This window comes from Novosphingobium sp. (assembly GCF_965214355.1).
Taxonomy (GTDB): domain Bacteria; phylum Pseudomonadota; class Alphaproteobacteria; order Sphingomonadales; family Sphingomonadaceae; genus Novosphingobium.
In genome coordinates, this window is sequence record NZ_CBDCBI010000001.1 from 81,333 (window position 1) to 107,377 (window position 26,045).

The 26,045-nt window shown below is 62.5% G+C and carries 22 protein-coding genes and 1 pseudogene; 11 read left to right on the forward strand and 12 right to left on the reverse strand.

The features are described 5' to 3' along the window. Positions 1-32: 32 nt before the first annotated feature. Genes ACOOE2_RS00330 through ACOOE2_RS00340 form a run of 3 tightly spaced genes read left to right on the forward strand, consistent with a single transcriptional unit; the run spans position 33 to position 6,633 of the window. A complete protein-coding gene (locus tag ACOOE2_RS00330) occupies positions 33-1,208 on the forward strand; it encodes an MFS transporter (RefSeq protein ID WP_420381034.1) in 1,176 nt (391 codons plus the stop codon). 60 nt (positions 1,209-1,268) lie between these two features. Beyond that, positions 1,269-2,561 (forward strand): alginate export family protein, encoded by a 1,293-nt coding sequence (locus tag ACOOE2_RS00335; protein ID WP_420381035.1) that lies wholly within the window; start codon positions 1,269-1,271, stop codon positions 2,559-2,561. Between the two features lie 4 nt (positions 2,562-2,565). Continuing rightward, positions 2,566-6,633 carry a molybdopterin-dependent oxidoreductase gene (locus ACOOE2_RS00340; protein WP_420381036.1) on the forward strand — a complete coding sequence of 1,356 codons (4,068 nt, stop codon included), beginning with the start codon at positions 2,566-2,568 and terminating at the stop codon, positions 6,631-6,633. 273 nt (positions 6,634-6,906) lie between these two features. Here ACOOE2_RS00340 and ACOOE2_RS00345 read toward each other — a convergent pair whose 3' ends face one another. The 3 genes from ACOOE2_RS00345 to ACOOE2_RS00355 form a co-directional block, all read right to left on the reverse strand. Further along, a complete protein-coding gene (locus ACOOE2_RS00345; RefSeq protein WP_420381037.1) occupies positions 6,907-7,089 on the reverse strand; it encodes a hypothetical protein in 183 nt (60 codons plus the stop codon). Positions 7,090-7,183: 94 nt separating this feature from the next. Continuing rightward, the gene (locus tag ACOOE2_RS00350; protein WP_420381038.1) at positions 7,184-7,663 is read right to left on the reverse strand and encodes a hypothetical protein; all 480 of its coding nucleotides are present in this window, start codon (positions 7,661-7,663) and stop codon (positions 7,184-7,186) included. Between the two features lie 183 nt (positions 7,664-7,846). Then, positions 7,847-8,128 carry an EAL domain-containing protein gene (locus tag ACOOE2_RS00355; protein ID WP_420381076.1) on the reverse strand — a complete coding sequence of 94 codons (282 nt, stop codon included), beginning with the start codon at positions 8,126-8,128 and terminating at the stop codon, positions 7,847-7,849. Here ACOOE2_RS00355 and tnpB point away from each other — a divergent pair. Then, a complete protein-coding gene (gene tnpB, locus ACOOE2_RS00360) occupies positions 8,030-8,443 on the forward strand; it encodes an IS66 family insertion sequence element accessory protein TnpB (protein WP_420381039.1) in 414 nt (137 codons plus the stop codon). The two genes, ACOOE2_RS00355 and tnpB, sit on opposite strands and share 99 nt — an antisense overlap. A 12-nt stretch (positions 8,444-8,455) precedes the next feature. Beyond that, on the forward strand, positions 8,456-9,994 hold the full coding sequence (tnpC, locus tag ACOOE2_RS00365; protein WP_420381040.1) for an IS66 family transposase: 1,539 nt from the start codon (positions 8,456-8,458) through the stop codon (positions 9,992-9,994). A 75-nt stretch (positions 9,995-10,069) separates the two neighbouring features. On the opposite strand, the gene ACOOE2_RS00370 is transcribed toward tnpC, so the two are convergent. Further along, positions 10,070-11,632 (reverse strand): ISL3 family transposase, encoded by a 1,563-nt coding sequence (locus tag ACOOE2_RS00370; RefSeq protein WP_420381041.1) that lies wholly within the window; start codon positions 11,630-11,632, stop codon positions 10,070-10,072. A gap of 144 nt (positions 11,633-11,776) precedes the next feature. Between ACOOE2_RS00370 and ACOOE2_RS00375 the strand changes: the two are divergent. Next, positions 11,777-12,019 (forward strand): annotated as a pseudogene (locus ACOOE2_RS00375) (Tn3 family transposase); the annotation flags it as partial. A 273-nt stretch (positions 12,020-12,292) separates the two neighbouring features. On the opposite strand, the gene ACOOE2_RS00380 reads toward ACOOE2_RS00375, so the two are convergent. Further along, on the reverse strand, positions 12,293-12,784 hold the full coding sequence (locus tag ACOOE2_RS00380) for a nucleoside deaminase (protein WP_420381042.1): 492 nt from the start codon (positions 12,782-12,784) through the stop codon (positions 12,293-12,295). Positions 12,785-12,910: 126 nt separating this feature from the next. After that, positions 12,911-13,792 (reverse strand): type 1 glutamine amidotransferase, encoded by an 882-nt coding sequence (locus tag ACOOE2_RS00385; protein ID WP_420381043.1) that lies wholly within the window; start codon positions 13,790-13,792, stop codon positions 12,911-12,913. A gap of 194 nt (positions 13,793-13,986) precedes the next feature. Here ACOOE2_RS00385 and ACOOE2_RS00390 point away from each other — a divergent pair, with 194 nt between their 5' ends. After that, on the forward strand, positions 13,987-14,571 hold the full coding sequence (locus ACOOE2_RS00390) for a hypothetical protein (RefSeq protein ID WP_420381044.1): 585 nt from the start codon (positions 13,987-13,989) through the stop codon (positions 14,569-14,571). A 56-nt stretch (positions 14,572-14,627) separates the two neighbouring features. Here ACOOE2_RS00390 and ACOOE2_RS00395 read toward each other — a convergent pair whose 3' ends face one another. Next, positions 14,628-15,260 (reverse strand): ferritin-like domain-containing protein, encoded by a 633-nt coding sequence (locus ACOOE2_RS00395; protein WP_420381045.1) that lies wholly within the window; start codon positions 15,258-15,260, stop codon positions 14,628-14,630. A gap of 233 nt (positions 15,261-15,493) precedes the next feature. Here ACOOE2_RS00395 and ACOOE2_RS00400 point away from each other — a divergent pair, with 233 nt between their 5' ends. Next, entirely contained in the window at positions 15,494-16,579 is a 1,086-nt protein-coding gene (locus ACOOE2_RS00400) for a glycosyltransferase (RefSeq protein WP_420381046.1), read from the forward strand. Here the strand turns inward: ACOOE2_RS00400 and ACOOE2_RS00405 are convergent. From ACOOE2_RS00405 to ACOOE2_RS00415, 3 genes are read right to left on the reverse strand one after another with little or no spacing between them, the layout of a single operon-like run. Then, positions 16,516-17,424: a galactosyltransferase-related protein gene (locus tag ACOOE2_RS00405; protein WP_420381047.1), complete on the reverse strand. Its 909-nt coding sequence runs from the start codon at positions 17,422-17,424 to the stop codon at positions 16,516-16,518. The genes ACOOE2_RS00400 and ACOOE2_RS00405 overlap by 64 nt on opposite strands. After that, a complete protein-coding gene (locus ACOOE2_RS00410; protein WP_420381048.1) occupies positions 17,421-18,554 on the reverse strand; it encodes a glycosyltransferase in 1,134 nt (377 codons plus the stop codon). The genes ACOOE2_RS00405 and ACOOE2_RS00410 overlap by 4 nt, the downstream gene beginning before the upstream one ends. After that, positions 18,551-20,524, reverse strand: a complete 1,974-nt coding sequence (locus tag ACOOE2_RS00415; RefSeq protein ID WP_420381049.1) for an HAD-IIB family hydrolase — start codon at positions 20,522-20,524, stop codon at positions 18,551-18,553. The genes ACOOE2_RS00410 and ACOOE2_RS00415 overlap by 4 nt, the downstream gene beginning before the upstream one ends. Positions 20,525-20,955: 431 nt before the next feature. Between ACOOE2_RS00415 and ACOOE2_RS00420 the strand changes: the two genes are divergently transcribed. The 3 genes from ACOOE2_RS00420 to ACOOE2_RS00430 are packed head-to-tail and all read left to right on the forward strand — an operon-like array spanning position 20,956 to position 24,390. Further along, a complete protein-coding gene (locus ACOOE2_RS00420; protein WP_420381050.1) occupies positions 20,956-22,263 on the forward strand; it encodes a bifunctional PIG-L family deacetylase/class I SAM-dependent methyltransferase in 1,308 nt (435 codons plus the stop codon). Then, entirely contained in the window at positions 22,260-23,291 is a 1,032-nt protein-coding gene (locus ACOOE2_RS00425; RefSeq protein ID WP_420381051.1) for a glycosyltransferase family 2 protein, read from the forward strand. Before ACOOE2_RS00420 ends, ACOOE2_RS00425 begins: the two co-directional genes overlap by 4 nt. Then, entirely contained in the window at positions 23,281-24,390 is a 1,110-nt protein-coding gene (locus ACOOE2_RS00430) for a hypothetical protein (protein ID WP_420381052.1), read from the forward strand. Before ACOOE2_RS00425 ends, ACOOE2_RS00430 begins: the two co-directional genes overlap by 11 nt. 26 nt (positions 24,391-24,416) lie before the next feature. On the opposite strand, the gene ACOOE2_RS00435 is transcribed toward ACOOE2_RS00430, so the two are convergent. Both ACOOE2_RS00435 and ACOOE2_RS00440 read right to left on the reverse strand, forming a co-directional pair. After that, entirely contained in the window at positions 24,417-24,767 is a 351-nt protein-coding gene (locus ACOOE2_RS00435; protein WP_420381053.1) for a hypothetical protein, read from the reverse strand. Then, positions 24,764-26,026, reverse strand: coding sequence for a DUF3422 domain-containing protein (locus ACOOE2_RS00440; protein WP_420381054.1), 1,263 nt, complete (start codon positions 26,024-26,026; stop codon positions 24,764-24,766). Before ACOOE2_RS00440 ends, ACOOE2_RS00435 begins: the two co-directional genes overlap by 4 nt. Positions 26,027-26,045 lie beyond the last annotated feature (19 nt).

Consider the following 26,045-nt stretch of genomic DNA (forward strand, 5'->3'; position numbering starts at 1 on the left):
TTTGGCAGTCTGGCCATCGGCCTACGCTGATCATGGCGTTTCTCTATTTCGACATCGCTTTCATGGTGTGGAACCTGCTCGGGCCGCTGGCGCCGATCTTTGCTGCCGAACTGCATCTGAACCCTGCGCAGAAAGGGTTTGTCGTCGCAATACCGACTTTGGCGGGCGCCGTGCTGCGCCTGGTCAACGGGTTTCTGGCCGATCGTATCGGGCAGAAACGGACGGGGGTCATCAGCCAGGTGATCGTGATCGGCGGCTTGCTCGGCGCTTGGGGTATCGGCATTCACACGATGGCGGGCCTGCTGGCGGTGGGTCTGGTGCTCGGGTTTGCGGGCGCTTCGTTTGCGGTTGCCTTGCCGCTGGCCGGTCGCTGGTACGGCCCGCACCATCAGGGCAAGGCGATGGGCATTGCCGGCATGGGCAATTCCGGCACCGTTCTGGCCGCGCTGTTTGCCCCTTTGCTGGCGCGGGAATTTGGCTGGAACAATGTTCTGGCGCTAGCGACGATCCCTGCCGCTCTGGTGCTGGTCGCGTTCATTGCGTTTGCCAAGGACAGTCCCAATCAACCCGAAAAACAGCCGCTCGGCAAATATATTGCCGCCTATTTCAGCATGCTGGGCCAGGCCGATGCGTGGTGGTTCATCCTGTTCTATGGCGTGACTTTCGGCGGTTTTGTCGGCTTGGCCAGCTCTTTGCCAAGTTGGTATACGACAGAGTTGGCTTTGACCCCGATCCAGGCTGGTTATGCCACAGCGGCCTGCGTGTTCGTCGGATCGATGGTCCGGCCGATCGGCGGCGCCTTGGCCGACAGCATTGGCGGGATCCGCGCACTGAGCGCAGTCTATGCGCTGGCGGCGGTTCTGCTGGCGGTGATCAGCTTTTCCCCGGCGCATTTCGTCGTGATGTTCCCGCTGTTCCTGTGCGTGATGACTGCGCTGGGTGCCGGCAACGGCGCGGTATTCCAATTGGTGCCGCTGCGATTTCGCCATGAAATCGGAGTGATGACCGGGCTGGTCGGTTTTGGGGGCGGGCTCGGCGGTTTCTACCTCGCCTCTTCGCTCGGCGTGGCCAAGCAGTTGACCGGCTCCATGGGCCCCGGTTTCCTCGTGTTTGCGGCGCTTGCCCTTGTCGCACTGGCCGGTCTGAGCGCGGTCAAGACACGTTGGCGGACCACCTGGGGTGCCGCGCTCGTCGGCGTCCAGGTCTGATTTTGCGATATTGAGGGGGCTACCATGAACAGAAAAACTCGTCTTTTGGGCTTGGCGGCCTTGCCTTTGCTCTGTGGCGCATCTGCGGCAAATGCGGACACCGCTCCTGCATCCGGGCCGGTATTCGGCGCGCCGGTCGATATGGGCGCGGGGTTCAAATTCGACCCTATCGGCGACTTGCGGTTGCGCTGGGAGGATGTTTCGCAACCGGTCAGGAACCTGTCAGCCGATGCGGTAACCGCACGGCTGCGCGCAGGCGGCGAAATCAGCTATGCACCCAGCCACTTGTCGGCGCTGGTCGAAGGCGAAGGCAACCTCGCCATCGACACCGGGTACAACGCATTTCCCTATGCCCTGCCCGCCAGCAGCCAGTATCGTTCTACTCGCGCGGTGGTCGCCGATCCGCAGAATGTCGGACTGAACCGCGCGCAAGTGCAGTACAGGGACAAGCACGTTTCGCTAACCGTGGGGCGGCAGGTGATCGTTCTGGACGATCAGCGCTGGGTCGGGGCCTCGGCCTGGCGGCAGAACGAAACGACCTTTGACGCAGTGCGCGGAACGGCGGCGTTCGGACCTTTGGCACTGGATGCGACATATTCCGACAGCCAGCGCAGCGTTTATGGCACCGACGCCGGGCCGCGCGTGTCATACAATGGCCGGTTCGAGTTTCTGGGCGCTTCGCTCGGAAACACATATCTGGCGGTAAAAGGCTTTGCCTATCTGCTCGATTACGATCCGACAACGTTTTCCAATCTGGCGAAGACGCGTTCCCAGCTCGACAGTTCGCAGACTTATGGTGTGCGTGCGACATCGGGTCTACCGCTGGGCAAGACGGTCAAGCTCAACCTCGCCGCCAGCTATGCCCGGCAATCGAGTTTTCGCGACAATCCGCGTCACTATGCCGCCGATTATTGGGCCGCAGAGGCCTCGCTTTCGGCGTATGGCCTGACCGCAACCGCAGGTTATGAAGACATGGGCAGCGATGCCTCTGCGCAAGGCGGGCCCTGGTCCGTCCAGACGCCGATGGCCACGCTTCACGCGTTCGACGGCTGGGCCGATGTGTTCCTGACAACGCCAGCGCGGGGGTTGAAAGACCAGTATGGCGGCCTGGCTTATGCCTTTCCCAAAGCGATCGGTATCAAGGGCCTGACCGCGCGGGTCACGTATCACCAGTTCGATAGCGATATCCAGTCCGTCAACTATGGCCACGAATGGGACGGGTCGGCCGGTTTCCAGACCGGGCGCTTGAACTGGCTGGTCAAATACGCCGATTACAAAGCGGTTAGCACATCTGCTCTCGGTGCAGGCACGACCACCCGCAAATTCTGGCTCCAGAGCGAATTTCTGTTCTGACTTCATGACCGTTACCGGCTCCGATACGACCTTGGTCAAAAGCGCGTGCCCCTATTGCGGTGTCGGTTGCGGCATCGTGATGGAGGTACGCGGCGACCGCATTCTCAAAGTGTCGGGCGACAAGGATCATCCGGCGAATTTCGGGCGGCTATGCACCAAGGGCGCGTCTTGCCATGTGCCGGTCAGCGCCCAGGGCCGCGCAACACGAGCCTATGCGCGCCTTCCCGACAGCCGCGACCATGGGGCGATCCCGATGGACGACGCGATCGTGCGCGCCGCGCAAGGGTTACGCACGATCATCGATCGCGACGGCCCCGACGCGGTCGCGCTTTACGTATCGGGACAGATGTCGATCGAGGCGCAATACCTCGCCAACAAGTTGTGCAAGGGTTTCATCGGCACCAACAATATCGAAAGCAATTCGCGGTTGTGCATGGCCAGTGCGGCCAGTGGCTACAAGCTGTCGCTGGGGGCCGACGGGCCGCCCGGATCGTACCAGGATTTCGACCGCGCCGACCTGTTTTTCGTGATCGGCGCCAACATGGCCGATTGCCACCCGATCCTGTTCCTGCGGATGATGGACCGGGTCAAAGCGGGCGCCAAACTGATCGTCGTCGATCCGCGCCGTACCGCGACTGCAGAAAAGGCCGACCTGTTCCTGCAGATAAAACCCGGAACAGACCTCGCTCTGCTCAACGGGTTGCTGCATTTGCTGGTGCAGGCCGGCAAAGTCGATGACGCGTTCATCGCGCAATATACGCAAGGGTGGGAGGCGATGCCGGATTTCCTGGCCGACTATCCGCCCGCCGCAGTCGCGGATATCACCGGCGTGTCCGAGGCCGAACTGCGCCGGGCGGCAGAATGGATCGGCGCGGCGGCGGACTGGATGACCTGCTGGACGATGGGGCTGAACCAGAGCACGCACGGCACCTGGAACACCAATGCAGTGTGCAACCTGCACCTGGCGACCGGCGCGATCTGCCGCCCGGGCAGCGGGCCGTTTTCACTGACCGGGCAACCCAATGCGATGGGCGGTCGCGAAATGGGCTATATGGGATCCGGCCTGCCGGGCCAGCGCAGCACGCTGAATGCCGCCGATCGTGCCCATGTCGAGGCGCTGTGGGGCATAACCCCCGGCACAATCCGGGCAGATGCGGGCACCGGCACGATCGCCCTGTTTGAAGACATGGTCGCCGGCAAAGTCAAAGCCTGCTGGATCATCTGCACAAACCCGGTTGCCAGCGTCGCCAATCGCCAGACAGTGATTGCCGCGCTGGAGGCGGCCGAACTGGTGATCACACAGGATGTCTTTCTCGACACCGAAACCAATCGCTATGCCGACCTGATCCTGCCCGGCGCGATGTGGGCGGAAAGCGCCGGGGTCTCGGTCAATTCCGAACGCACCATGACCCTGATGGAACAAGCCGTTGCACCACCCGGCGAAGCCATGGGCGATTGGCAGATCATCGCACGCGTGGCTTGCGCGATGGGCTATGCGGATGCATTTACATATGAATCGGCTGCGGAAGTGTTCGATGAACTGGCACGGTTCTGGAACCCGCAGACCGGGTATGACATTCGCGGCATCAGCCACGACCGGCTGCGCGGTGCGTCCGCACAGTGGCCCTGCCCGCCCGATGCGCCGAGCGGCCGCAACCCGATCCGTTACGGCAACGATGGCATAAGCCAAACGCAGCGCATGGGCGACGACAGGATCGCGCCGCGGATCGCGTTTCCGACCGACAGCGGCAAGGCGATGTTCCTGCCACGTCCGCACATGAAACGGGCCGAATTGCCCGATGCACAGTACCCGCTGGTGCTCAACACCGGACGCCTTCAGCACCAGTGGCATACGCTGACCAAGACTGCCAAAGTTCCCACGCTCAATCGGCTGAACCCCGGACCCTTCGTCGAATTGCATCCCGAAGATGGCGCTGCCTTGGGCATCGGCGACGGCGACCGGGTCAAAGTGCGTTCGCGCCGGGGCCATGCGGTCCTGCCCGCCGTGATCAGCGATCGCGTGTTACCTGGCAGTTGTTTTGCACCGTTCCACTGGAACGATGCCTTTGGCGAAAACCTGTCGGTCAATGCGGTGACTTCGGATGTGGTCGATCCGGTTTCGCTACAGCCAGCATTCAAGTTCTGTGCCGTTGAACTGACCCGCGTGGCTGTGGCGGCGCCGGTCGCGCAGGCCACTGCCGAACCGTTTCAGGTCGAGGCTGTCGACGCCTTTACCCGGGCTCTAGGCCTGACCGGCGCGGGACCGCCCGCCCTGAACGAGGCGGAAGGTGCCTGGCTTTCGGGGTTCGTCGTCTCGCTGCGATCGGCCGACGCGCTGGGCGGCGTGCCCGTTGTGCCCGAAAATGCGCCATTTGACGCGCTGCGCCGCCACTACATTAACGGTTTGTTGGCGGGACTGTTCTCAAGAATGTCGCCATCCGCGCTGCCAGACGCTGAACCTGCCGACGACGTTTTGATTTTATGGGCATCGCAGACCGGCAATGCCGAAATGTTCGCGCAAACCTGCCTTCAGCGGATACGCGCCACGAATTGTCCGGCGCGGCTGATCGCAATGGACCAGGCCACCCCGGCCGATTTGAAGCTGGCGCGGCTCACGCTCGTGATCGCGAGCACGTTCGGCGACGGCGATGCGCCCGACAATGGCGCCGCGTTCTGGCATGCGCTTGAGGCAGCGGATGCGCAGGCGCTGGCCGGGGGGCGTTTCGCTGTCCTGGCACTGGGCGATTCCAGCTTCGCCCAGTTCTGTGGTTTCGGACGCAAGCTCGATGCCCGGCTGGAGGCTTTGGGCGCAAACCGGGTTGTCCCGCGCGTGGATTGCGAGCCCGATTACGAAACGCAAGGGTCAGTCTGGCTCGACGCGATAATCGCCGATCTGGCGGCACCCGGACCTGCCAGTGTCGTGCGTAGCGTTCCGCCATCGCCCCCGGCGGCAGGGTACACCCGCAAGGCGCCGTTGCATGCATCGCTGATACGCAACGTGCTGTTGAGTGGTGCCGGGGCGCAAAAGGAAGTGCGTCAATTCGGATTTACCCTCGCCGATACGGGCTTTGTGTATGAGGCGGGGGATTCGCTGGGAGTCATACCGGTCAATTGCCCGGCCCTGGTGGAGGAAATTCTCGGCTTGCTGGATTTGCGCGCCGATGCGGTCGCACTTGTTAGGAACGTAGGCGAATTTCCGTTGGCGACAGCGCTGATGCACCGTTGGGACATCGCCAGGCTGACGATCAGTTTTCTCGAACTGGTTGTTGCGCGCTGCCCCGGTGCCGCGTTTGCGCCCTTGCTCGACCCCGACCGCAAACCCGCATTCGACCGTTGGTTGTGGGGTCGCCAGATCGCCGATGTGTTGCGCGAAACCGGCGTGAAACTGACAATCGAGGACTTGTCGGCGGTGCTGCGCCCGCTGCAACCCCGGTTTTATTCCATCGCATCAAGCCCGAAAGCGCATCGCGACGAAGTCCACCTGACGGTATCGACCATACGCTACGATTGTCTCGGTCAACGCCGCAAAGGCGTCTGTTCGGCATTTCTGGCTGACCGCGCCCAAGCGCGATCCGCCGGCATCTTCTTGCAGAGCAACAGCCGGTTTCGGCCGCCCAGCGACCTGTCGCGGCCGGTCATTATGGTCGGCCCCGGCACCGGCATCGCCCCATTTCGGGGTTTCCTGCAAGAACGCCAGGCGACCGGCGCGCGCGGCGCAAACTGGCTGTTCTTTGGCGAACAGCACCAGGCCAGCGATTTCTATTACCGCGACGAAATCGAAACCTGGCGCAACGAAGGCCATCTCGATCGCCTCTCGCTCGCTTTCTCGCGCGATCAGGGCAACAAGATCTACGTCCAGCACCGCATGATCGAACAAGGCGCGGAACTGTGGCGCTGGCTGGCAGAGGGCGCCCTATTCTACGTCTGCGGCGATGCCCACCACATGGGCCGCGATGTCGACAAGGCCCTGCGCGAAATCGTGGCGCGCCACGGCGGGATGAAGCAGGACGACGCCAACGATTATGTTGCGCAGATGGCGCAGGAAAAACGCTATCTGCGCGACGTTTATTGAAATGAATTTCTGAACACATCGATACCGATTGGCAGTAGCCATTATGCCACACTGACAAAGCGCGGTCGTTAACCAATTTGATATTTGAAGACACGGCTGGGTTCGACAGATGGTGTCGTCTTTATCATTCACACCGTGGCAATGACCAGCGGAGAAATTCCCATTTTTGAGGATAGAAGCCAGCCTTCATACTATCGCTTCCAGCCCCTTCCGGCTCACTATCGACAGCAAACGCAAAGCTGGTCCGCCCGGGCGTTTGACCCCGCGTTCCATTCAGAAACCGGGTTTCTGGAGCTTTCCGATGTTTTCATTGCGGTTGTAAACTGCGTCCTGTGGGGCCCGCCGTGACGTCGGGATTTGGTGTTCACCGACCGTGCTGAGTGCTGAGAATTTATCGCCGGATTGTTTGGCAATGACGTTTTGAAGCATGGCTGAATTGCTGGTCACGATTTCCATGTCATATTTGATGCGTGTCACCATGACGTGAAACAGGCGCGACGTTGAGAGATTGCGTTCATTGGGATTCAGACCCCGATGCCTTTGTCGCCGGTCATGCCCTGTGCTTTGTGCATGTTAATGGCGTAGCCATGTTAACGGCGTAGCTGAGCGAGACGCTTTTCATGATCCGGTCAGTGGGCTGGACAATTCCCACCCGGCCGCGCGCATTTTCGATTGTGATCCCTTCGGGACCAACGGCGAGTACTTTTGCCTTTTCCGACTTGAAGATGTCGCGCTCCTTGTCGCGTTCGCCCCACCGGATCTGGTCACCTTCATGGAGGCGTATCTGATCTTTTTCGAAGAGCTTGAGCTGATCGCGACGCTCGTTTGGATCGATCAGGTCGGGCCGGATGTAGCGGTTTTTGCCATCTGGGCCCATGAGCCAGACACGGCCGCCGTTTTCCACGCTGACGACCCGGTAATCCCCCTTGCGGAGTTTGCCGACGGCGTTGTCGCGCAACACCCGCAGGGTCATCCCGTTCTCATAGTTGTGTGCGTAGCGCAGCTCCTCTCGGGCAAGGTTCACCGGCACCAGGGTATCCTGAGGTGTGGGTAGGTGCCCCGTGGAGCTACAAACCTCTGAAAGAGAGCCAGAATACCCCTCTTCAGGACATCCCGATCGGCGCCGATCGGGGCGTCCTCCAAATTCAAATCTATTTTTTGACAAATATTTAGCCCGCTTCAAGCGGGGTTCCGCTTCGACGCCTATCAACACTTAAGCACACTTGGTTACGGCACGAAATCCCATGGGCCCAGCGCCAGCAGTAATAGGGCGGCCCAGCAGGTAACCCTGCAGTCGATCGCATCCGAAGCCTGTCAGGATGGCGGCCTGCTCTTCTGTTTCTACCTTTTCAGCCGTTACCCTTGCGCCGACTGCTGAACATAATTGCAGCACGCCATGGAGCAGACGAGCAGCATCAACGGAATGGGCGATGTTGTCGACAAGCTCTCCGTCGATCTTGATCCGATCAAAGGTAATCTCTTTCAGATACGCGATCGATGCATAACCCGCCCCAAAATCGTCGAGAGCGAGGCGAATACCTGCGATCCCTTTTCCGGAGTGATCTACGTGTTCCGGGCCAAGCGCGCAGACCGGATCAAGCTGGTCTGGTGGGACGGCACCGGCCTGTGTCTGATGGCCAAGAAACTTGAGCAGGGCGGCTTCAAGTGGCCGGGCATTCAGGATGGTGTGATGCGGCTGACGGCAGCGCAATTGGGCGCGCTTCTGGAAGGGCTGGACGGCGCCGGGTGCATGGCGGACGCAAGCCCATCGCCCCGCAAATTGCCGGTTGACGGGGCTTTCTCCTGCTGATTCAATGCGTCCATGCTCATGGAAGCGGACCTTCCCGAAGACGTTGAAGCGCTGCGTGCGTTCGCACTCGAGCAGTCCCGCAAGCTCGCCGAAGTGACGGCGGCCAAGGGCGAGGCGGACGCCGAGATCGAGCGGCTGCAGTCGATTGTCGATGCCTTCATGCGCCACCGGTTCGGTGCGCGTTCCGAACAACTTGACCCTGATCAGTTGCAGCTTGGCCTTGAAGATGTTGAGACCGCGCTGGGTCAGGCTCGTGCGGCACGCGACGCGGCAATCGGCCAGTCCAGGTCTGACCGACCACGCAAGGTCAACCGTGGCTCGCTGCCTGCGCATCTCGAGCGGATCGAGCAGGTTGTCGATATCGAGGACAAGACTTGCCCTTGCTGCGGCGGGGCGCTCCATCAGATCGGTGAGGACGTTGCCGAACGCCTTGATGTGGTGCCGATCACCTTCCGGGTGCTGGTCACGCGCCGGCCTCGCTACGGCTGCCGCGCATGTGAGGGTGCAGTCGTGCAAGCTCCGGCACCGGCGCGGATCGTCGAGGGCGGCATTCCGACCGAAGCACTGATCGCACAGGTCCTGGTCGCAAAATACGCCGATCACCTGCCATTGTACCGGCAAGCCCAGATCTACGCGCGGCAAGGTATCCAGCTTGATCGCTCAACGTTGGCGGATTGGGTTGGCAGAGCAGCATGGTACCTGCGCCCTTTGCGCGACCACATCCTGGAACGATTGCGACGATCCGAGCGATTGTTCGCCGACGAAACAACAGCGCCGGTGCTCGATCCCGGGCATGGCCGGACCAAGACGGGGCAACTGTGGGCCTATGCGCGCGACGATCGCCCATGGGGCGGCGATACCCTGCCAATGGTCGCTTATGTCTATGCCGCCGACCGCAAGGGGGAACGGGCGGAAGCGCATCTCGGCAATTTTGCGGGTATCCTGCAGGTCGATGGCTATGGCGGCTACACCGCGCTGGCCAAGCGCCGACAGCAGATCGTTCTCGCGTTCTGCTGGGCGCACGTCAGGCGCAAGTTTTACGAGCTGGCGGACAATTCCCCGGTCGCCGTCGAAGTGCTGCAGCGGATCGCAGCGCTCTACAAGATCGAGGACGAGGTGCGTGGCGCCCCTGCAGAACAGCGCCAGCAAATCCGGCATGAGCGTAGCCGCGTCATTGTCGACGATCTGCGGATATTTCTGAAGGCCAAAAACCGCCAGGTCAGCGCAAAGGCCAAGCTTGGCGAAGCCATCCGCTATGCGCTGACCCGCTGGGATGGACTGTCACGGTTCCTTGATGACGGCCGCGTCGATCTCGATTGCAATGCCGTCGAGCGCAGCATCAGGCCACTCGCCCTGAATCGCAAAAATGCGTTGTTCGCTGGGTCTGACGAAGGCGGCGACAACTGGGCGGTGATCGCCACGCTTATCGAAAACTGCAAGCTGCCCGGCATCAATCCGAATACATGGCTGACGCAGACGCTCGAAAAACTGGCCAACGGTCATCCGGCGAACAGCGTCGGCGAACTCATGCCGTGGATCGCCGTGGCCTGAGAACATCGCTTACTCTAAACCATCGGAATGGTGGTTCCCTTTTGGGGTCTGACTCAAATTCCGTGCAAATAGCGATCATGCTGGTGCCATGACCCTTGCCTTGAGCAAGTCGAGCTTGGCGCGGCCGTACATCTGGCGCTTGATCGACTTAAGGCGGTTAACGGTGCCTTCGACTTGTCCGCTCGACCATGGGCTCGAGATAGCGGCTGCCACGGCGTCTTTGTCCGCTTCGACGCCAGCGGCGAAGGCGGCGAGCTTGCTGCTGGCAGCCGTGGCAATCCACGGATCGAGGCGGCCCTCGTCCTTGGAGCGCATCATAGCGTGGAAACGGTCAAGGACGTCGCGGGCCGCGACCAGCGCGGGTACAGCTGTCTCGATCACCGCGTTGATCATCGCCGTCTGCGCCGAGCCTGTCTCCCGTTCGCTCGTCATGTTGCGGGCGATTGTACGCGCGCTCATCGAGGCGCCAGCGGCATGGCCGAGTTTTTCGTCACGGCGCCGGCGGGTGGTCCATTCGCTGACCACGCGTAGCGAGCCGGCAAAGCCCGATGCCTTCAACCGCCGCCATAGCTCCGCGCCGACCCGGCACCCCGCGTTCCACTCAGCCTCAAGCGCAAGCGACCAGGGATCAAGCGAGCTTTGGCGATTACGAAATGTGTCGTGACGTTGACCACGCAGGATCTTGTGGATGGTCTGGCGCGAAACGCCGGTGGTGCGCGCCATGGCCCTGATCGGCACGCCTTGGCCGGCCAGAGCCAGGATCTGTCGGTTGAGGGTCTCCCGGATTTGGGCGCCATCCCACTGTAGGCGTTCGGCCCGTGTGAGGGTCGCGGGATCGACCGGTCCCGACGGCGCCAGCGCCCTGCGCAGGCAGGGCATTTCGGAACGCACCGCGGCCAGGAATGCCGCAGACGCGTTCTCGAACAGGTGCCAGCGATCCGCCACTTGCCGGGCTTGGGGCGCCGCTTCGTTGGCCGCAGCGACATAGCCCGGCCCGCGATCCCGGCATATGATCTCGACCTGCGGATTCTCCCGAAGCCACGCGATCACAGTCTCGCGTTGCCGGTCGGGCAACAGGTCGATGACCTGGCGGCGTTCCAGATCGACGACGATGCTGCCGTAGCTGTGCCCGCGGCGCCAGGCGAAGTCATCGATGCCGATCACCCGGGCGGGCGGCAGCGGTTCTGCCATCGGGTCGCCCCGTCGTAGGGCACGCAGCATCGTGTCCCGCGACCACGGTACCGCCAGTCGCGCCATCATCCGCGCGCCCGGCCTGCCGCCGAGAGCGACAGCGACCGCGCGTAGCAACGTATCACAGCGGCCGATCCGCCGACCGTACCGGCGGCCGAAGGTCGGCGCCAGCGGCTCGCTGAATGTTTGCCGCAAGCAAGGCCCATGGACGCACCTGAAGCGCCGCACCGACAGCCGAATCTGAACCATGGATCCGCTGACCGGCAAATCCGAAAGCGTGCGATCGTATCGGCTGTGGCAAGATGCCGACGTGGTGCCGCAATCCGGACAGGTTGCGTCCGATGCAGCCATCCGGCCCGACATCCTTACAACACCATCTACGACTGCCCGCTCATCTACGATCAACCCTGGCAGCGACAGGCTGTCGTCCCATTCCCGTGCACGCATCGCTTCGCACTCCTGTCTGTCCACCAGCAGGAACTGGCACTCTGACGGCCGATCTTGTCAAATCTGCACGGAATTTGAGTCAGACCCCCTTTTGGACGCCGATCACCCCGCTAGCCGGGTCCTTTTTGCACGCCGATCCACAGCCTCAACCTCGTCGTCAACGCGATCATCCTGTGGAACACCGTATATCTCAGCCGCGCCGTCCGCTTCGTGCATGACCAGGGAACCAGAATCCCCGATGCGCTTCTCGCCCAGGTCGCACCGCTGCCCTGGAGCCATATCGCGCTCACCGGCGACTACCTGTGGAACGAGATTGACCACCCCCTCGAACGCTACCGCCCAATCCGCGCTAATCGCTTCGATCCCAAGAACTTCATTTTTCCTTAGCGTACACGGCTGAAGAAACTCCCACGGAACCTCATGATAGCCCTGTTTAAAAACGAGAAGCCGCGAACCTTTGCCAGCCCGTTCGTCGATGGCCGGATTGCCGCTGACGGCTTGCACACACATAGCTCGTCATGCCGAGGTTTGCTTCCAGCCTGGCGAACGCGGAAAACTCGGTGCCCCGGTCGAACGTTATGTAAATGAAACGTCGAATTGCTTGGGAGCGTCAGCGCGACCGCAACCAACCGCCGCACGCCAGAGCCGGCAGACCAATGGTCACTTGTTCGCCTGCTCGCTTTCCGGCAATTCAGCGTCGGGCCCGTAATACAGGTCTGCGCATTCTGCGCGCAGGCACCCGCCTTCGATCACGATGTCGTCGCGATAGGCGTTGGCGATAAAATCCAGCGTATCGGTGTGGCGGGCTTCGAAATACATTTCATGCACATCGGCCTTGCCAGCGCCGTAAACCACGCGCCCCACTTTCGACCAGATGATCGCCATCGTGCACATTCCGCATGGCTGAAGCGTCGAATACAGCGTTGCGCCGCGCAGTTCGGCTTCATCCAGGGTTTCGCATGCGCGGCGGATCGCCATCATTTCGGCATGCGCGGTAGAGTCGGGTAATGTGTCGGTCTGGTTGGCTTCGCCGGCAATCTCGCGCCCATCCATGACAATGACCGCGCCCAGCAGGGAATCAGCAGGGTCCGTGCCATTCGAACGGGCAATTTCAATCGCCCGTCGCATCCACTTTCTGTCTTGATCGTCCATTCGTGCTTCCTTTGGAACATTTGCCGGCATTCTTGAATGCATATCGGTGGTCGGCCGTGATGTTCCGCCACGCTGCCTGGTTGGTTTACGACGGTCGCTTTGCCTCCAGTGAGAGCTGTGGCTTGGTCATCCGACCGCAGCCTCCAGACCGTCGGCCCGTTCTCCCAACATCTTCAGCGACGTCAGATGATCGAGGAAATTCCGGATTTCGGTCCGCCGCCGGATTTCGTCGGAAAATTCGCCATCCACGCCCAGCAGCCATCGCAGCGACAGCGAGTCCGGTGTGCGGTGCAAAGCGGCCAAGTGGTCTGCCCGTTCAAAAACCTGCGCGACATCTTCGGCAAGGCCGGCCTCGACAAGATCTTCCGCCTGATCGCGCAGCGCGACCGCGATTTCACCAATCGCAAGCTCCGGGTGATATTGAACGCCCCAGAACACGCCGTTTTCGCACCGGATCTCGGCCGCCTGCACTTGCGTCACGCTGTTTCCGGCCAGCAGGATTGTCCCCTTTGGCAATGTCGCCACTTCATCACCATGGATTGCCGGCGCGTCCCAGCTGGCCGGCCGCCCGGCCAGCAAAGGATGATTGCGGCCCAAATCCGTGGCGGTAATCCGGCGCGAAATGCCGGCCTCCATCTGCTTGGCCATCTTGCGCACCGTGCCACCGGCGGCCGCAACTGCCACCTGAAGCCCAGCGCACGAGCCGAACGACGGTGTGCCTGACCGAAAGACATTGCGCATGAACGCAAGTTGGCGGCGCACCTCGGGCTGATCGTCATAGACGTGCAAAGGTGAGCCGGTCAGGAACACGGCGTCGAATTCGGCCAGCCTGGGCGCTTCGAAAATCTGCGCGTCCTCATCGGACGGCGCAACGATCGTCACCGTGCATCCCGGTTGCATTTGCGCAAGCGTGGCGGCGTAAGTCTCGCCCGAGCTTTTGCCAGCGCGCGCGCGCCGCGCCTGGCGCTCGTCGGGGGTCTCGCTTTCCGCAATCAGAAAATGGGGCAACGCAAATCCTTCAACTTGGTGGAGCGTACCAAACGCTATCGACCTTCCCGGGTTTCTTCGTTGCCCGAAAGATTCGGCAAGATGATCACGCATGACACTTTACCCTTGGGTAAAGTGTCACAGCCGACAAAAGCGTGTTTGTTGATCAAGGGGGATTCACAGGAATCCCGTTTTGTGCTCTGTTCGCTCCTGTTATGATCCAACCTGCTTTCTTGCGTTCTATCCCCGTTGTGCCGCGCTATGCGGCGAACGAGACGGCTGCGCTGCTGGAGCGTCTGGCCGATATCAGCACACGCCCGCGTTACGCATTCATGGTGCTGGGCCTTGTCGCGCAAGCGGCAGGGCCCGACGGTGTTGCCGGCCCCTATGTGATGACCGGCCAGGGCCCCCTGCCCTTGCGCGACTGGCTGTGCGACGGCCTGGGCCCGATGGGCCGGCGAGATCCGCGCCGCGTCGCGCTGGCCGGGCGCGTGCGCGAAAGCCTACGCAACGAAGGCCGCCTGCACGAAGCCGGCGAGTCTGGCGAGCGTCTGGTCGAGGCAGAATTGCGCGACCGGGTGCGGATCTCGGGCAAGACCAATCTGAGCCGGGCAATTTCCGAACTGGTCGCGGGCGGGTTGGTCACGCGCCACTACAAGGGGTTTGCTGTCGATCACATCAATCGCGGTGGCCAGCGGATGGCGGTCTACAGCCTCACAGGGCAGGCACGATGCCTTTTGCCCCGGAACCTGCCTTCGCCAAAATCACATAAGCCGCCGCAACTATCGCTGGGCTTTTGATACGTTTGGACCCGCCAAGGGCGAGCCGGCGGAGGGACGCCGGCTCGCCTCACGGATCAGATGTCGCTTGCCGCCACATTGACCGCTGATTGTGCAAGTTCACTCATCAGGTCATCGCCGCGATGCATGTCCTTGACCGCCGTTTCGAGTTTGGTGCTGTCATCATCCAGCTCGAGCGCCTTGGCAAACGCCGCCACTGTTCCGAACCCGGTGATGCCGTAATGAGTCATGCGCTGAAATTGTGCGATGATCGCAGCATCGCGGACCGGACCCTTTTCCGGCGCTTCGTCGACAGAATGCTTGAGCGCTTCGGCCACGAGGCCTTCCATGCCCTTGCAATGCTCTTTCTTGACCTTGGCATCCTGATTTTCGATCAGTTCCTTGAGAATGTCGGTGTGCGCCGCGATCCCCTCCTGCGATTTCTCCAGCAGATCCGTAAGCTTTTCATCGGTCGCATGCTTGACGATTTTCTTCAGCGCTTTGGCCATCTGGTCGTTTGCCGACCACAAGTCTTTCAGCTCATCGACATACAGTTCCTGCAGCGTGGTAATCTCGGACATGATTTCTCTCCATGGAATATGCGCTGATAGCGCCGTCATGCGCAGATCGGTCGCCCTGTGACGCATGAGACCAACGCCCGGCTGTCGTGAATGGCGCCATGAGGCGCACAAAAAATCGACGAAATCCAACTGAAACCGAAAAATTTCCGCAAGCGCGAATTGTTCGCAACAATTCGTCCGGCCTTACGTTTCTGCAAACTCGCAGGCTGAATGCGCGTTTCAATCAAGCGGGCAAAGCCTCGCGCAATACATCTGGCGGAACAGAGCGGATGACACCGGCATTATGATCTGCACGGCATCATCATTTTTGCCTTCCCGGTGTCTCGTGACGGACAACCAGGGTTATTCCTTGAAAGAGATCCATGCGCATCGCGGTCGTCGCTCATCTTCGCTATCCGATCGCGCCACCTTTCATGGGCGGGATGGAAGCGCATTGCCATGGGCTGACCCGCGCTCTTGTTGCACGCGGCCATGACGTCACCCTGTTCGCCAGCGGCGACAGCGATCCTGCGCTGCCCGTGCGCGCCTTGGCGCCGCGCCATCATGAGGCGGTTCTGCCCTGGGCGCTGTGGATGGATGCGCCGGAGCTATCGGAAATCCAGGACATCGCCTTTGAACAGGCTACCGCAATCATCGCGCAAGAGGGTTTTGATGTCGTCCATAACAACACGATGCATCCCACGCTGCTCGACTGGGCGTCACGCGCGGGTCAGCCGATGGTCACCTCGCTGCATATCCCGCCATTTGACGGCTTGGCGGATTCGGTTGCGCGCAATACCGCGCCATGGTTGCGCGAAACGCTGACATCGCACGCGCATCTGGCCAACTGGTGGCCGACCACCCCGCCATCCGCAACGGTGGTTTACAACGGGATCGATACGACGTTGTGGCCCTTTATTGCGCAAGGCAACGGTCGCGCGGTGTGGTGTGGACGGGTGACGCCCAACAAGGGCACTGCGGTCGCCATCGATGCCGCCAAAGCGCAAGGGTTCGCGCTCGATATCGTTGGTCCGATCGATTGCATGGATTATTTCGAGGGGGAAGTGGCGCCGCGCCTTGACGCCGATCACGTTTATCATGGCGCGTTGGCGGGGCAGGCGCTGGCGCAAAAGATAGGTTCGGCCTCGGTGTTGATCGCAACACCGATGTGGGAAGAGCCGTTTGGACTGGTCAATGTCGAAGCGATGGCCTGCGGCGTGCCGATCGCCGCGCTCGATCGCGGTGCCATGCGCGAAGTCATCGGCGATTGCGGCGTGATCGTGCAGGACAGTGCCGATCTGGCAGGCGCAATCGCGATCGCCGCCGGTTTGCCCCGAACGGCCTGCCGTCAACGCGTCGAACGCCTGTTTTCCCTCGGTTCGATGATCGACGGGTACGAGGCCGCTTATGCGGCGGCGATCGCGGCCCGCCGGTTCAATTCGTCGAACACCCAGGCGGCGCTCGCATAAGGCTGATGCGCTTGCTGTCGGGTCAGCGCCAGGTCGGCTTCGGTTACCTCGCGCACCCGCACCAGTCCGCCCTCGTCCATCCGGACCAGGCCCATCATCTCAAAACACTGCAACCAGTGTTCCATCGTATAATGGCCCCACTTTTGCGAAAAGCGAATGGTGTTGGCGATCACGCTGTCGATGGCGTGTACCGGCGGCATGTGGTGCGGGTGATACTGGTGATAGACCAGGGCACCCCGGCACCATTTGATCGGGATGCCGCTGGTCGCCACGACCCGGCCAAAATCTGTATCCTCGCCGCCATACCCCACATATGTTTCATCAAAGCCGCCGATACTCAGGAACGCAGCGCGCTGCATCGCAAAGTTGAGCGACCAGAAACAGCGATAATCACTGCATTCGCCCAGCGGTTCGTCGGGCGGCCCTGCCCGGTCCGAATGCCGGACCGCAACGTCGGCAAACCGCCGGTAATCGACGCCGTGTTCGGTCGCATGCGCAGGCAGGTACAACACCTCGCCCATCAGCAGGGCCTCTCCGCAATCGAGCAGGCCACTGTAATCCGACACCAGTTCGGGTGCCGGAATGCAATCGATGTCGAGAAAGGCGAGTTTGTCGCTCGTGGCCGCGCGCGCGGCGGCGTTGCGGGCGGCCGACAGCGCAAGCGTGTTGCCACCGAGCAGGACCTGCCGGATCGGAAAGTCGGCCGCAGGCAGATCGTATTCATCGGACTGCATCACGCCGATCACCAGCTCATCGGGCCGGACAGTCTGCATCTGCAGGCCTTTCACCACGTTGACCAGGTGATCGGAGCGGCCGTGGCCAATGGTACAAACGGACAAGGTCATTGGACAGCATCTCTGACAGGGGTTGAGAATTCGCACGAAACATGTGTCGCCAGCGTTTCCAGCCAGCGGGCGCAACCCTGCGCTGCCGTGGCATCGACCAGGGCGCGTTGGTCTGCCGGATCGATCAGCGCAGCCCGGCGCCAGGCATCCGTCCACGCTGCGGCATGTGCCGGCCAGTGATCGAGCGCCACCGCCGCGCCGGCCTTGCCCAGCGCCCGCGCCTTGAACACCTGCTCGTCGAAATAGCGCCACTCGGGAATGACGATCCACGGCCGGCCGGCTGCGGCGATCATATGGACCGTCGTATCGCCCGCCGATGAAACGATGCGGTCGGCCGCGGCGATATAATTCGCCGGATCGTCCACCCAGCCAAGGTGCCGAAGATTGCCCGGCGCGGTTTCGTGCCACTGGTGCTCGATTTGCCCGATCGTCAACCACAACGCGTCCGGCTCGGCGCGCGCGCCGATCGTCAGCGGCGGGGCGGGTGTCCCGGTTCCACCGCCCCCCGAAACGACGAGCACGATATCCGCGTCGTGCGCCAGCCCCAGCGTGTCGCGTGCCTCCGCCCGATCCGGCATCGTGCTGGGCACCCCCAGGCCCGGCGCATAATGCGTCTTGTCCAGCATCCACGCGGGCCGATCGGTCTGCTCCAGCGCGGCGGCATAGGGAGCCAGGATGCCGAGCGCCGATTCATAGGCCGCGACATGGCCGGGATCGCTGCGTTCGCCGTGTTGCAACACGACCACGCACGGTACCGATGCGATACGCGCCAGTTGCGCGAGTTCGGCGGAAACGTCGGTGATGAACAGCGCCGGATCAGCTGTCGCGAACCACTGCGTGATCGTGGCCACTGCGCTGGTAATGCTGGGCCACCCCAGCGGCGCGCAATGCAGCGTGGATGGCGTGCGTGTGGCCGCGAGTGCGGGCCGGTCGATGTGTCCCGCAGGTGGCTCGAACAACGACGGGATCGCCTGAATGCGGACATTGGCGGCAAGCGGCGGAAAGATATCGGTGCGGGCACAAAACAGCGTCACGTCGCATGATGCGTCCAACGCGTTGACAACGGCGGCAGCGCGCTCGGCATGTCCACGGCCCTGGTGGTGCACGAAATAGCCGATCGCATGGCTCATGCCGCGGTGCGCCGTGCGTAAGCGTACATCCCTTCGACAATACCCCCGGCATGCGAACGATGCGCGACATAGACCGCGCTCGAGTCGCGCAACGCGTGCAGGTCTTCGCTATGATTGGCCACCAGGATCGCATTGCGGCACGCGGCAAGCATATCGATATCGTTGCCGCTGTCGCCGGCGGCAAAGACCTGGTCGCGCGCGATACCCATGCGCCGCGCCGCCCACACCATCGCCGCGCCCTTGCCTGCGCGTTCCGGCAGAATATCGAGCAGCCGGCCATGGCTGTAGATCACGCGCACCGGCAAATCGGCGACTGCGTCGCGGATCGCTGCGACGATCGAACGCTCGTCGACAAACCAGCTTTGCTTGTAGCGCCGCTGTTCAACCGGTGCCTGGGGTTCAGCACCGCAGATGCCACGCACACGCGCGGCAATCTCGGCGGGCTGCCAACCTTGGGCAATATGCCCGGCAAAAGCTGTATCGGCCACCAGATGCCCGCCATCGCGCCAATAGATCTCCGACCCGACAGACGTGATGAGCACGGCGGGGTCAGGCAGGTGCCACTCCCGCAACAGGCGCACCGCTTCCTGCAGCGACCGGCCGGTGGCGACGCCGAATGCCAGCGCAGGTTCGGCGGCGAGATATTGCGCCAGTTCGCGCGCACCGGGGCGAGATCCGGTAACGGTATTGTCGATATCACACAGCAACAGGCGCGTTGGCTTTGCCGGCGCCCCGACGGATGCAGCAGGCAAAATCGTGCGGGCAACCGTGACAAATTGCTCCGCATAGGCATCCCAACTCAGCGCCGCGCTGTTGCGACGCCCGTTTTGCGATGCCTTTGCCCATGTCTTGCGGTCTTTCAGCAGACGGTTGATCGCGGCGGCGAAGCCTGCCGGATCGCGGGGGTCGGCAACCTGGCCATGGTCAAGGCTGCCAACGATGTCCGCCGCACCGCCATGGCACGTGGCGACCACCGGCAGACCGTGCAGCGCTGCTTCGGTCAGTGTCAGGCCATAAGGCTCGGTCAGCGCAGGATTGACGAACACGCCGCGGGTTTGCCGGGCCAGCGTGTAAAGTCCGCTCACATCGGCCTGGCCATGCCGCTTGGGCAATGCCAGGCTCCCGTAAAGATCGTGACGATCGAGACGCTCCAGCAGCGCGCCGATGACTTGGCGCTGCTCGGGCTCGCCACTGTGCGGGCCATCGCGCAGGCCCGCCACGATCACCAGATTGGCGCGCGCGCGCAATAGCGCGTCAGCGGCATACAGATCGATCAGCCCGGCCAGGTTTTTCTTTGCCACTGGACGCGCAATCGCCAGGATCATCGGCTTGGCCGGGTCGCGCAGGAACGGCGCGACCAGGCCTTTGGCCCCGGCAACGTTGCCCTGGTCCCATCCGTCGAGCGCTGCGCCCGGCGGTATGCAATGGATGCGCGCGGCGCAGGCGGCCGGATAAAGCATCAACTGCCGTTCCGCTTCATCGCGTGACGATGCGATTATCGCATTGGCTGCGCCGATTATGCGATTTTCTTCGGCGACCCGCGCCGACATGTCGATGCCGTCGTCGTTGGCAAGCGCCTTGTCGATGGCCAGCGAATGCGCGGTATAGATAAACGGAATGCCCAGCCGGTCGCGGATATCCAGTGCGATCGCACCGGCGTCGGCGAAATGCGCATGGATCAGGTCCGGCTTGCGCTTCAGTCCGGCAATATAACGGAGTAGCGCGGCCTGGAACGCGGGCCGATCGGCAATGGCCGCTTCCTTCGCCAGATATTGCCGGTTGCCGGTATCAATGCGGCGGATATGCAACCCGGGCGCGACGGATTCAACCGGTACGGCATAGGCTGCGCCCAGCGCTGGATCATCGATCAGACGGGTGACGATCTCGATCTCGTCGACGTGGCGCGAGCGGACAAGCGCGGTGGCAGCCCCCAGCACATACGTGATGTGGCCACCGGTATCCTCGGTCAATCCAAATTCGACCGGCGGACCTTTGATGCAGCCCCCCAAGGCGAGCGATAAAATAAGCATGAACAGGATATGAAGCTGCGCAGGTTATGTTCCCGGGTTGCCCAAGATCCTTCTTGGCGAAACCTGCGGAAACTTGCGCAAAAGGACCTGTCACATTAAAAATGGTCGGTGATCGTAATACGCCCGAATATTCGGGAACAATTTGCCAGACTACGTTTCGCTATAATCTGGCGCTTGGATGTATGAAATCTATGACGCCTCGTCAGAAAGCAAATTTTCGGCGGCAGTAGCCTATAATTGTACCGGGCATCTTTCGGCACTTGATATTCTACGCGTCTCAGCCCGGGGAACATGTTTTCTTCTGACCGGTTTCTCACGCACAAGGACCATGCATTCTCCCGTTGTTCAATGCATCATGGTGCGACGAAGGAATGACCGCCGTGGATGGTGCGCATCTTGCCCCTGATTTGCCGGTTTTGACGGTTGACGAAATTACCGCCGGGCGGCCGTTTGTCATGCTGGTGCCGCATCCCGATGACGATCTGCTCGGAGCGGCGATGCTGATGCGTCAGGCGCAGCAGCGCGGGATTGCCTGCGGCGTCGTGTTTCTCACCAGCGGACAGGCATCGCACCACCATCCCGACTGGCCGCCCGAAAAGCTGGCGCAGACGCGCCGTGCCGAAGCACTTGATGGCCTGACGATCCTCCTCGATGCTCCACCCAGCGTGCTGTTCTGCGATTTGCCCGATGGCGCAGTTGCCAGCCACTGGGATGCAACGACGCTCGCGTGCATCGCGGCGTTTTGCCAGTCGAACGGAGCGCATACGCTGATCACGACCGATCCGGGGGATGCGCATGTGGATCACAAGGCGGCATTCGGCATTGCCAGCATGCTCTGGCAGCAGGGCGCGATCGCGGCCTTGTGGACGATGCCGGTCGGCAGCCGGATCGACGGGCACAGTCCGGGCGACATGTTCCGCCAGCTGCCATTCGATAACGACAAAGATAGCGACTGCAAGCTGCGGGCAATGGATGCGCATAGAACCCAGCGTGGCCACGTGATCGCGCCCGAACACGGCTTTACCCTGACCGACGAGATGATCGAACCGTTCTTGCAAGCGGAGTTTTTCTGGCCGGTCGCGGGCGTCGATGCAATCCTGGAAGCGCCCAACGACCCGGGTGAATTCGACGCGCTGTTTTCGCAAAGCGCAGATCCCTGGGCGTATGACCAGGCGCCATACGAACAGGTGCGGTTTGCGCGCACGATCGCCGCGCTGGACGGGCGGCAGTTCGAGCGGGGGCTGGAAATTGCCTGCGCGGCAGGTGTGCTGACCGAACGGCTGGCACGATGCTGCGACGCCCTGGTTGCAGTCGATGCGTCGCGCGCCGCGATCGGTCATGCCCGCCGCCGGCTTCAGCCATGGCCCAACGTCGACATCCGGCTCGCACGCATGCCCGATCAGTTTCCGGAAGGGTCGTTTGACCTGATCATGCTGAGCGATTTCCTGTACTACCTTGGCCTGCGCGGCCTGGTTGCCCTGGTCGAGACATGCCTGGCGCGCGCAAACCCCGGGGCGGTGATTGTGTTGGTCAATTATCTCGGGCCGATGGCTATCGCGATCGACGGCGAAAAAGCGGCCGAGGCTGCTATCGCGGCCGCCGCATTGCTGGGCTGGCACCCGACGCGCCAGGAACGCAACGACACGATGCGGATCGACCGGCTCGAGGCCGCGCGATGACACATCATGCCTGGGCAATCGCCATTCCGGCGCATGACGAAGCGGACCGTATCGGCGCATGCCTGACAGCCATCGCCGGCCAGCGCGATATCGAGCCGGAGGATGGCACCGTGCTTGTGCTGGCGAACAATTGCAGCGACGGCACGGCACGGATCGCGCGAGGCTTTGCCCATGTATACGTGATCGAGCATTGGTTCGACCCGGGCGCAGGCAGCGCCGGGGCGGCGCGGCGACTGGCCATGGCGCAAGCGCGCGAACTGGTGCGCGACGATGGTGTCCTGCTGACGACCGATGCAGACACTGTCCCCGATCCCGACTGGGTTGCAACCATGCTTGCCGCTTTTTCCGATAACCGGGTCGATCTGGTGGCCGGGCGCGTCAGCGCCAATTGGGACGAGATGCAGCACCATCCGGCTATGGCGCTGGAGATCGGCGCGCTGGAATGGCGGTACTGCAATCTGCTGCCCCTGATCGAGGATGCGATCGATCCGTTGCCGCATAACCCGGCGCCGCGGCACGCGCAGCAATGTGGCGCAAATATCGGCATCCGCGCCGGCATGTTCGATGCGATCGGCGGAGTGCCCGATGTCGCGGTGGGCGAAGATCGCGCCTTGATTGATGCGGTGCTGTCTCGCGATGGCGGTGTCCGCCATGCCACCGCGCCGCATGTCGTCGCATCGGCGCGTGTCGATGGCCGCGCGCAGGGTGGCATGGCGACCGCGCTGCGTGACCGGATCGCGGGCACATATCTGTGCGACGAACTGGTCATCCCCGCAGCGTTGCTCGAACGCCGCCTGGTATTGCGCCGACAAGCCCGCTGTGCCTTTGCGAAAGGCGAATTTGCGGCATGGGCGGGATCGCATGGCGTGCCCGCAAGCGCGGAGCATGTCTTTGGCGCCGCCTGGGCCAAATTTCTGGCACGGAATTCGGAATTGGCCGCCCAACCGCTGCGGCCTTGCGACTTGCCCGATGAAATTGCGCGGATCGAGCACCTGCTCGCCACGCACGATGTGCGCGATGTCGCCTGATCCCCGCTCGCCCGAATTGTTGCGCGAAGTCGCGGCCGGCGCCGAGGCGCTCGATCGCGGCGTGCGCGGTCCAAAACCTGAAGTCGCCCTGCTGCGCACACACGGCTGGTTGCAGGCCGCCCTGCCGATCGCCTTTGGCGGTCAGGACTGGGCGCAAAGTGCCGCCGGGGCCAACGACGGCTTTACCGCGCTGTTCAGCCTGGCCTCGGTGTCGCTGCCGGCAACGCGGATTTATGAAGGGCACGTAAATTCCGTGCGCCTGATCGCGCGCAATGGCACGCCAGCGCAGCGCGAGCGGATTTTCGCCGATGTTCGCAGCGGCGCGCTGCTTGGCATCTGGGGCGCGCAAGGTGATCGCCCGGCCATCGTCCGCGATCATGCGCTGTACGGCACAAAGACGTTTGCATCGGGCCTCGGCGAAGTGGCCTGTGCGATCGTTACTGCGAGCGACGCGCAGGGGGGATTTCGGATGGTCCTGGCGAAGGCCGACGATCCCGATCGTGCGCGCGGCGATGCATGGGATGTAGCCGCTATGGTCGGCACGTGTTCGGGCGAATTCATCACCGACGGTTTGCCCGCCGGCGACGACTGGCTGCTCGGTCCGCCCGGCGCTTTGTTCATGGAGCCGGATTTCAATGGCGGGGTCTGGCGTCTTTGCGCGGCCTATGCCGGAGCCATGTCGGCCATTGCCCGTGGTACGCTGGATCAGATGCGGCAACGCGCAAGTGCCGACGACGCCGCGATGCGTGTGCGTCTGGGGCATGTAGCGCATCATGCGCATACCGCCTTGCTATGGGCATGGCAGGCGTGTCGTGCGGCGGAATTACCAGGCGGCACCACGAACGATGCCATCGCCACGTCGCTGTTTGCGCGCGAAGCGATCGAGCAGGTCGCGGTCGCGCAACTGGCGCTTGCCGAACGGATGGTAGGCACGAGCCTGCACCGCCGCGGATCGGCACTGGGCCGGCAAATGCGCGATCTGCGCTTTTTCCTGCGCCAGGCCGCGCTTGATGGCAAGCTCGATGCGGCAACGTCGATTTGGCAGGATGATCCGTTATTTTTGCTCGATGCGGTCGTCAGCCACCCGCGCCGAGCCTAGAGCGTGATGACCTGGCTAACCATTTCTCAGCCCAGAGCGGCAAACCAGTCGGCATAAGGTGTGTTGCGCGCCATATGCCGGTTGTAATCGGGTGCACCATCATCCCACCAGACCGGGCCGCGTTCGCCAAGCGCCCGTTTCACGGTGTCGACCGACATGCGGGCCTCGTCTTCGGCCGCGCTGTCATGCGCTTTCCTGGCAAGCGCGACCGCACGACGCGCCACCATGAGATCATGGACCAGCTTTTCGCGTTCGGCTGGGTTGAGCGCGGGGTTCGACAATCGCCACAGCCGTCCGCGCACGACGAAGTAGCGCGCGTCAGGCGTCACGGGATACGTCATGCCGCGATCGCCGGGCACCACGGGTTTCCCGGTCATTCGTGCAATTTTCGGCGCAAACGCAGCAGGGCAAGTGTGACGCAGGCAACGACCAGTGGCACGGCCAGGGCCATGGCCAGATCGTGCCTCAAACCCGGTATCACGCCGAGCATATAGCCGACCAAGGCGACCAGATAATAGCTGATCGCGACCACGGACAAACCTTCGACGGCCTGCTGCAAACGCAGTTGCAGGTGTGTGCGCCGGTCCATGGAAGACAACAGATCCCGGTTTTGCGTAGCCAGCGCAATATCGACGCGCGTCCGCAGCAATTCACTGGTCCATGCCGCGCGTTGCGAAATATCTTCGAGCCGCGTCGAAAAACTGTCGCATGTGCGTACTGCCGGCAACAGCCGCCGCTCGGTGAAGTCGAACAGCGTCTGATGGCCGCGGACGCCGCCGATCTTGAGCGAGGCCAGCCGGTCCATGCTGATCTGCGCGTACGCCCGCGTGGCGCTCATCCGGTAGCGTGTTTCGGCAACCAGTCGGGCAAGTTCTGCAGACAGGTACGTCAGTTCGTCCAACAGCTGGTCGTCCTTGGTCGTACGCTCCGATACCGCCTGAGTCAGGTCCGCCAGGCGGCCCTCCAGCCCGGTGACCACCGGCGTCAGGCGTTGCGCCAGCGGCAGGCCCAGCAGGGCCATATTGCGATAGTTGCCCAGTTCCTGCAAACGCAGGACCAGCTGCGCCGGTTCATCGCCGGCCATGTCCCGGTCAAGCACCAGCAGCCGGCCATAGCCATCCGGGTTCAGGCGGAAATCGGAAAGCATCCGGGCCGCACCGTCGGCAACGTCGCAGATCACGGTTGCTTCGGCATCGAACCAGACTGCCTGCTCTTCGGGCGTCGGGTCGGCAGCATCGCGCGCGACGCAGGCGATCTGGGTGGCGCGGATGATGTCGCCGGGCATGCCGTTCATGACCCTGGCCAGCAATGGTTCGAAATGATCCGGATCGAACCGGGCATCGAAAGCCCCCGGCAGCAGCAGGGTATATGTTGCGAACTCGGTGTGCCGTTCCCACACCAGGGTCACCGGATCAAACCCCAGAACGGCGTATTTTGCCGCGACGGGAACGAGCAATTGCGCCGATTGCGCCAACAGCTCGATATGGTCGCGCGCCGCATCGCCCCCGTTTTCGCCCAACAGGGTCACGATCTGCATCAGCCGGCAGGGCGCGGCAAACCGGGGCAACCGGCGGACATGCATTTCTTCGGAGAGCGCCGCGCGAGACGCGTGGCTCCGGATCACGGCCAAAGACACCGGCCGAGATCAGGACATG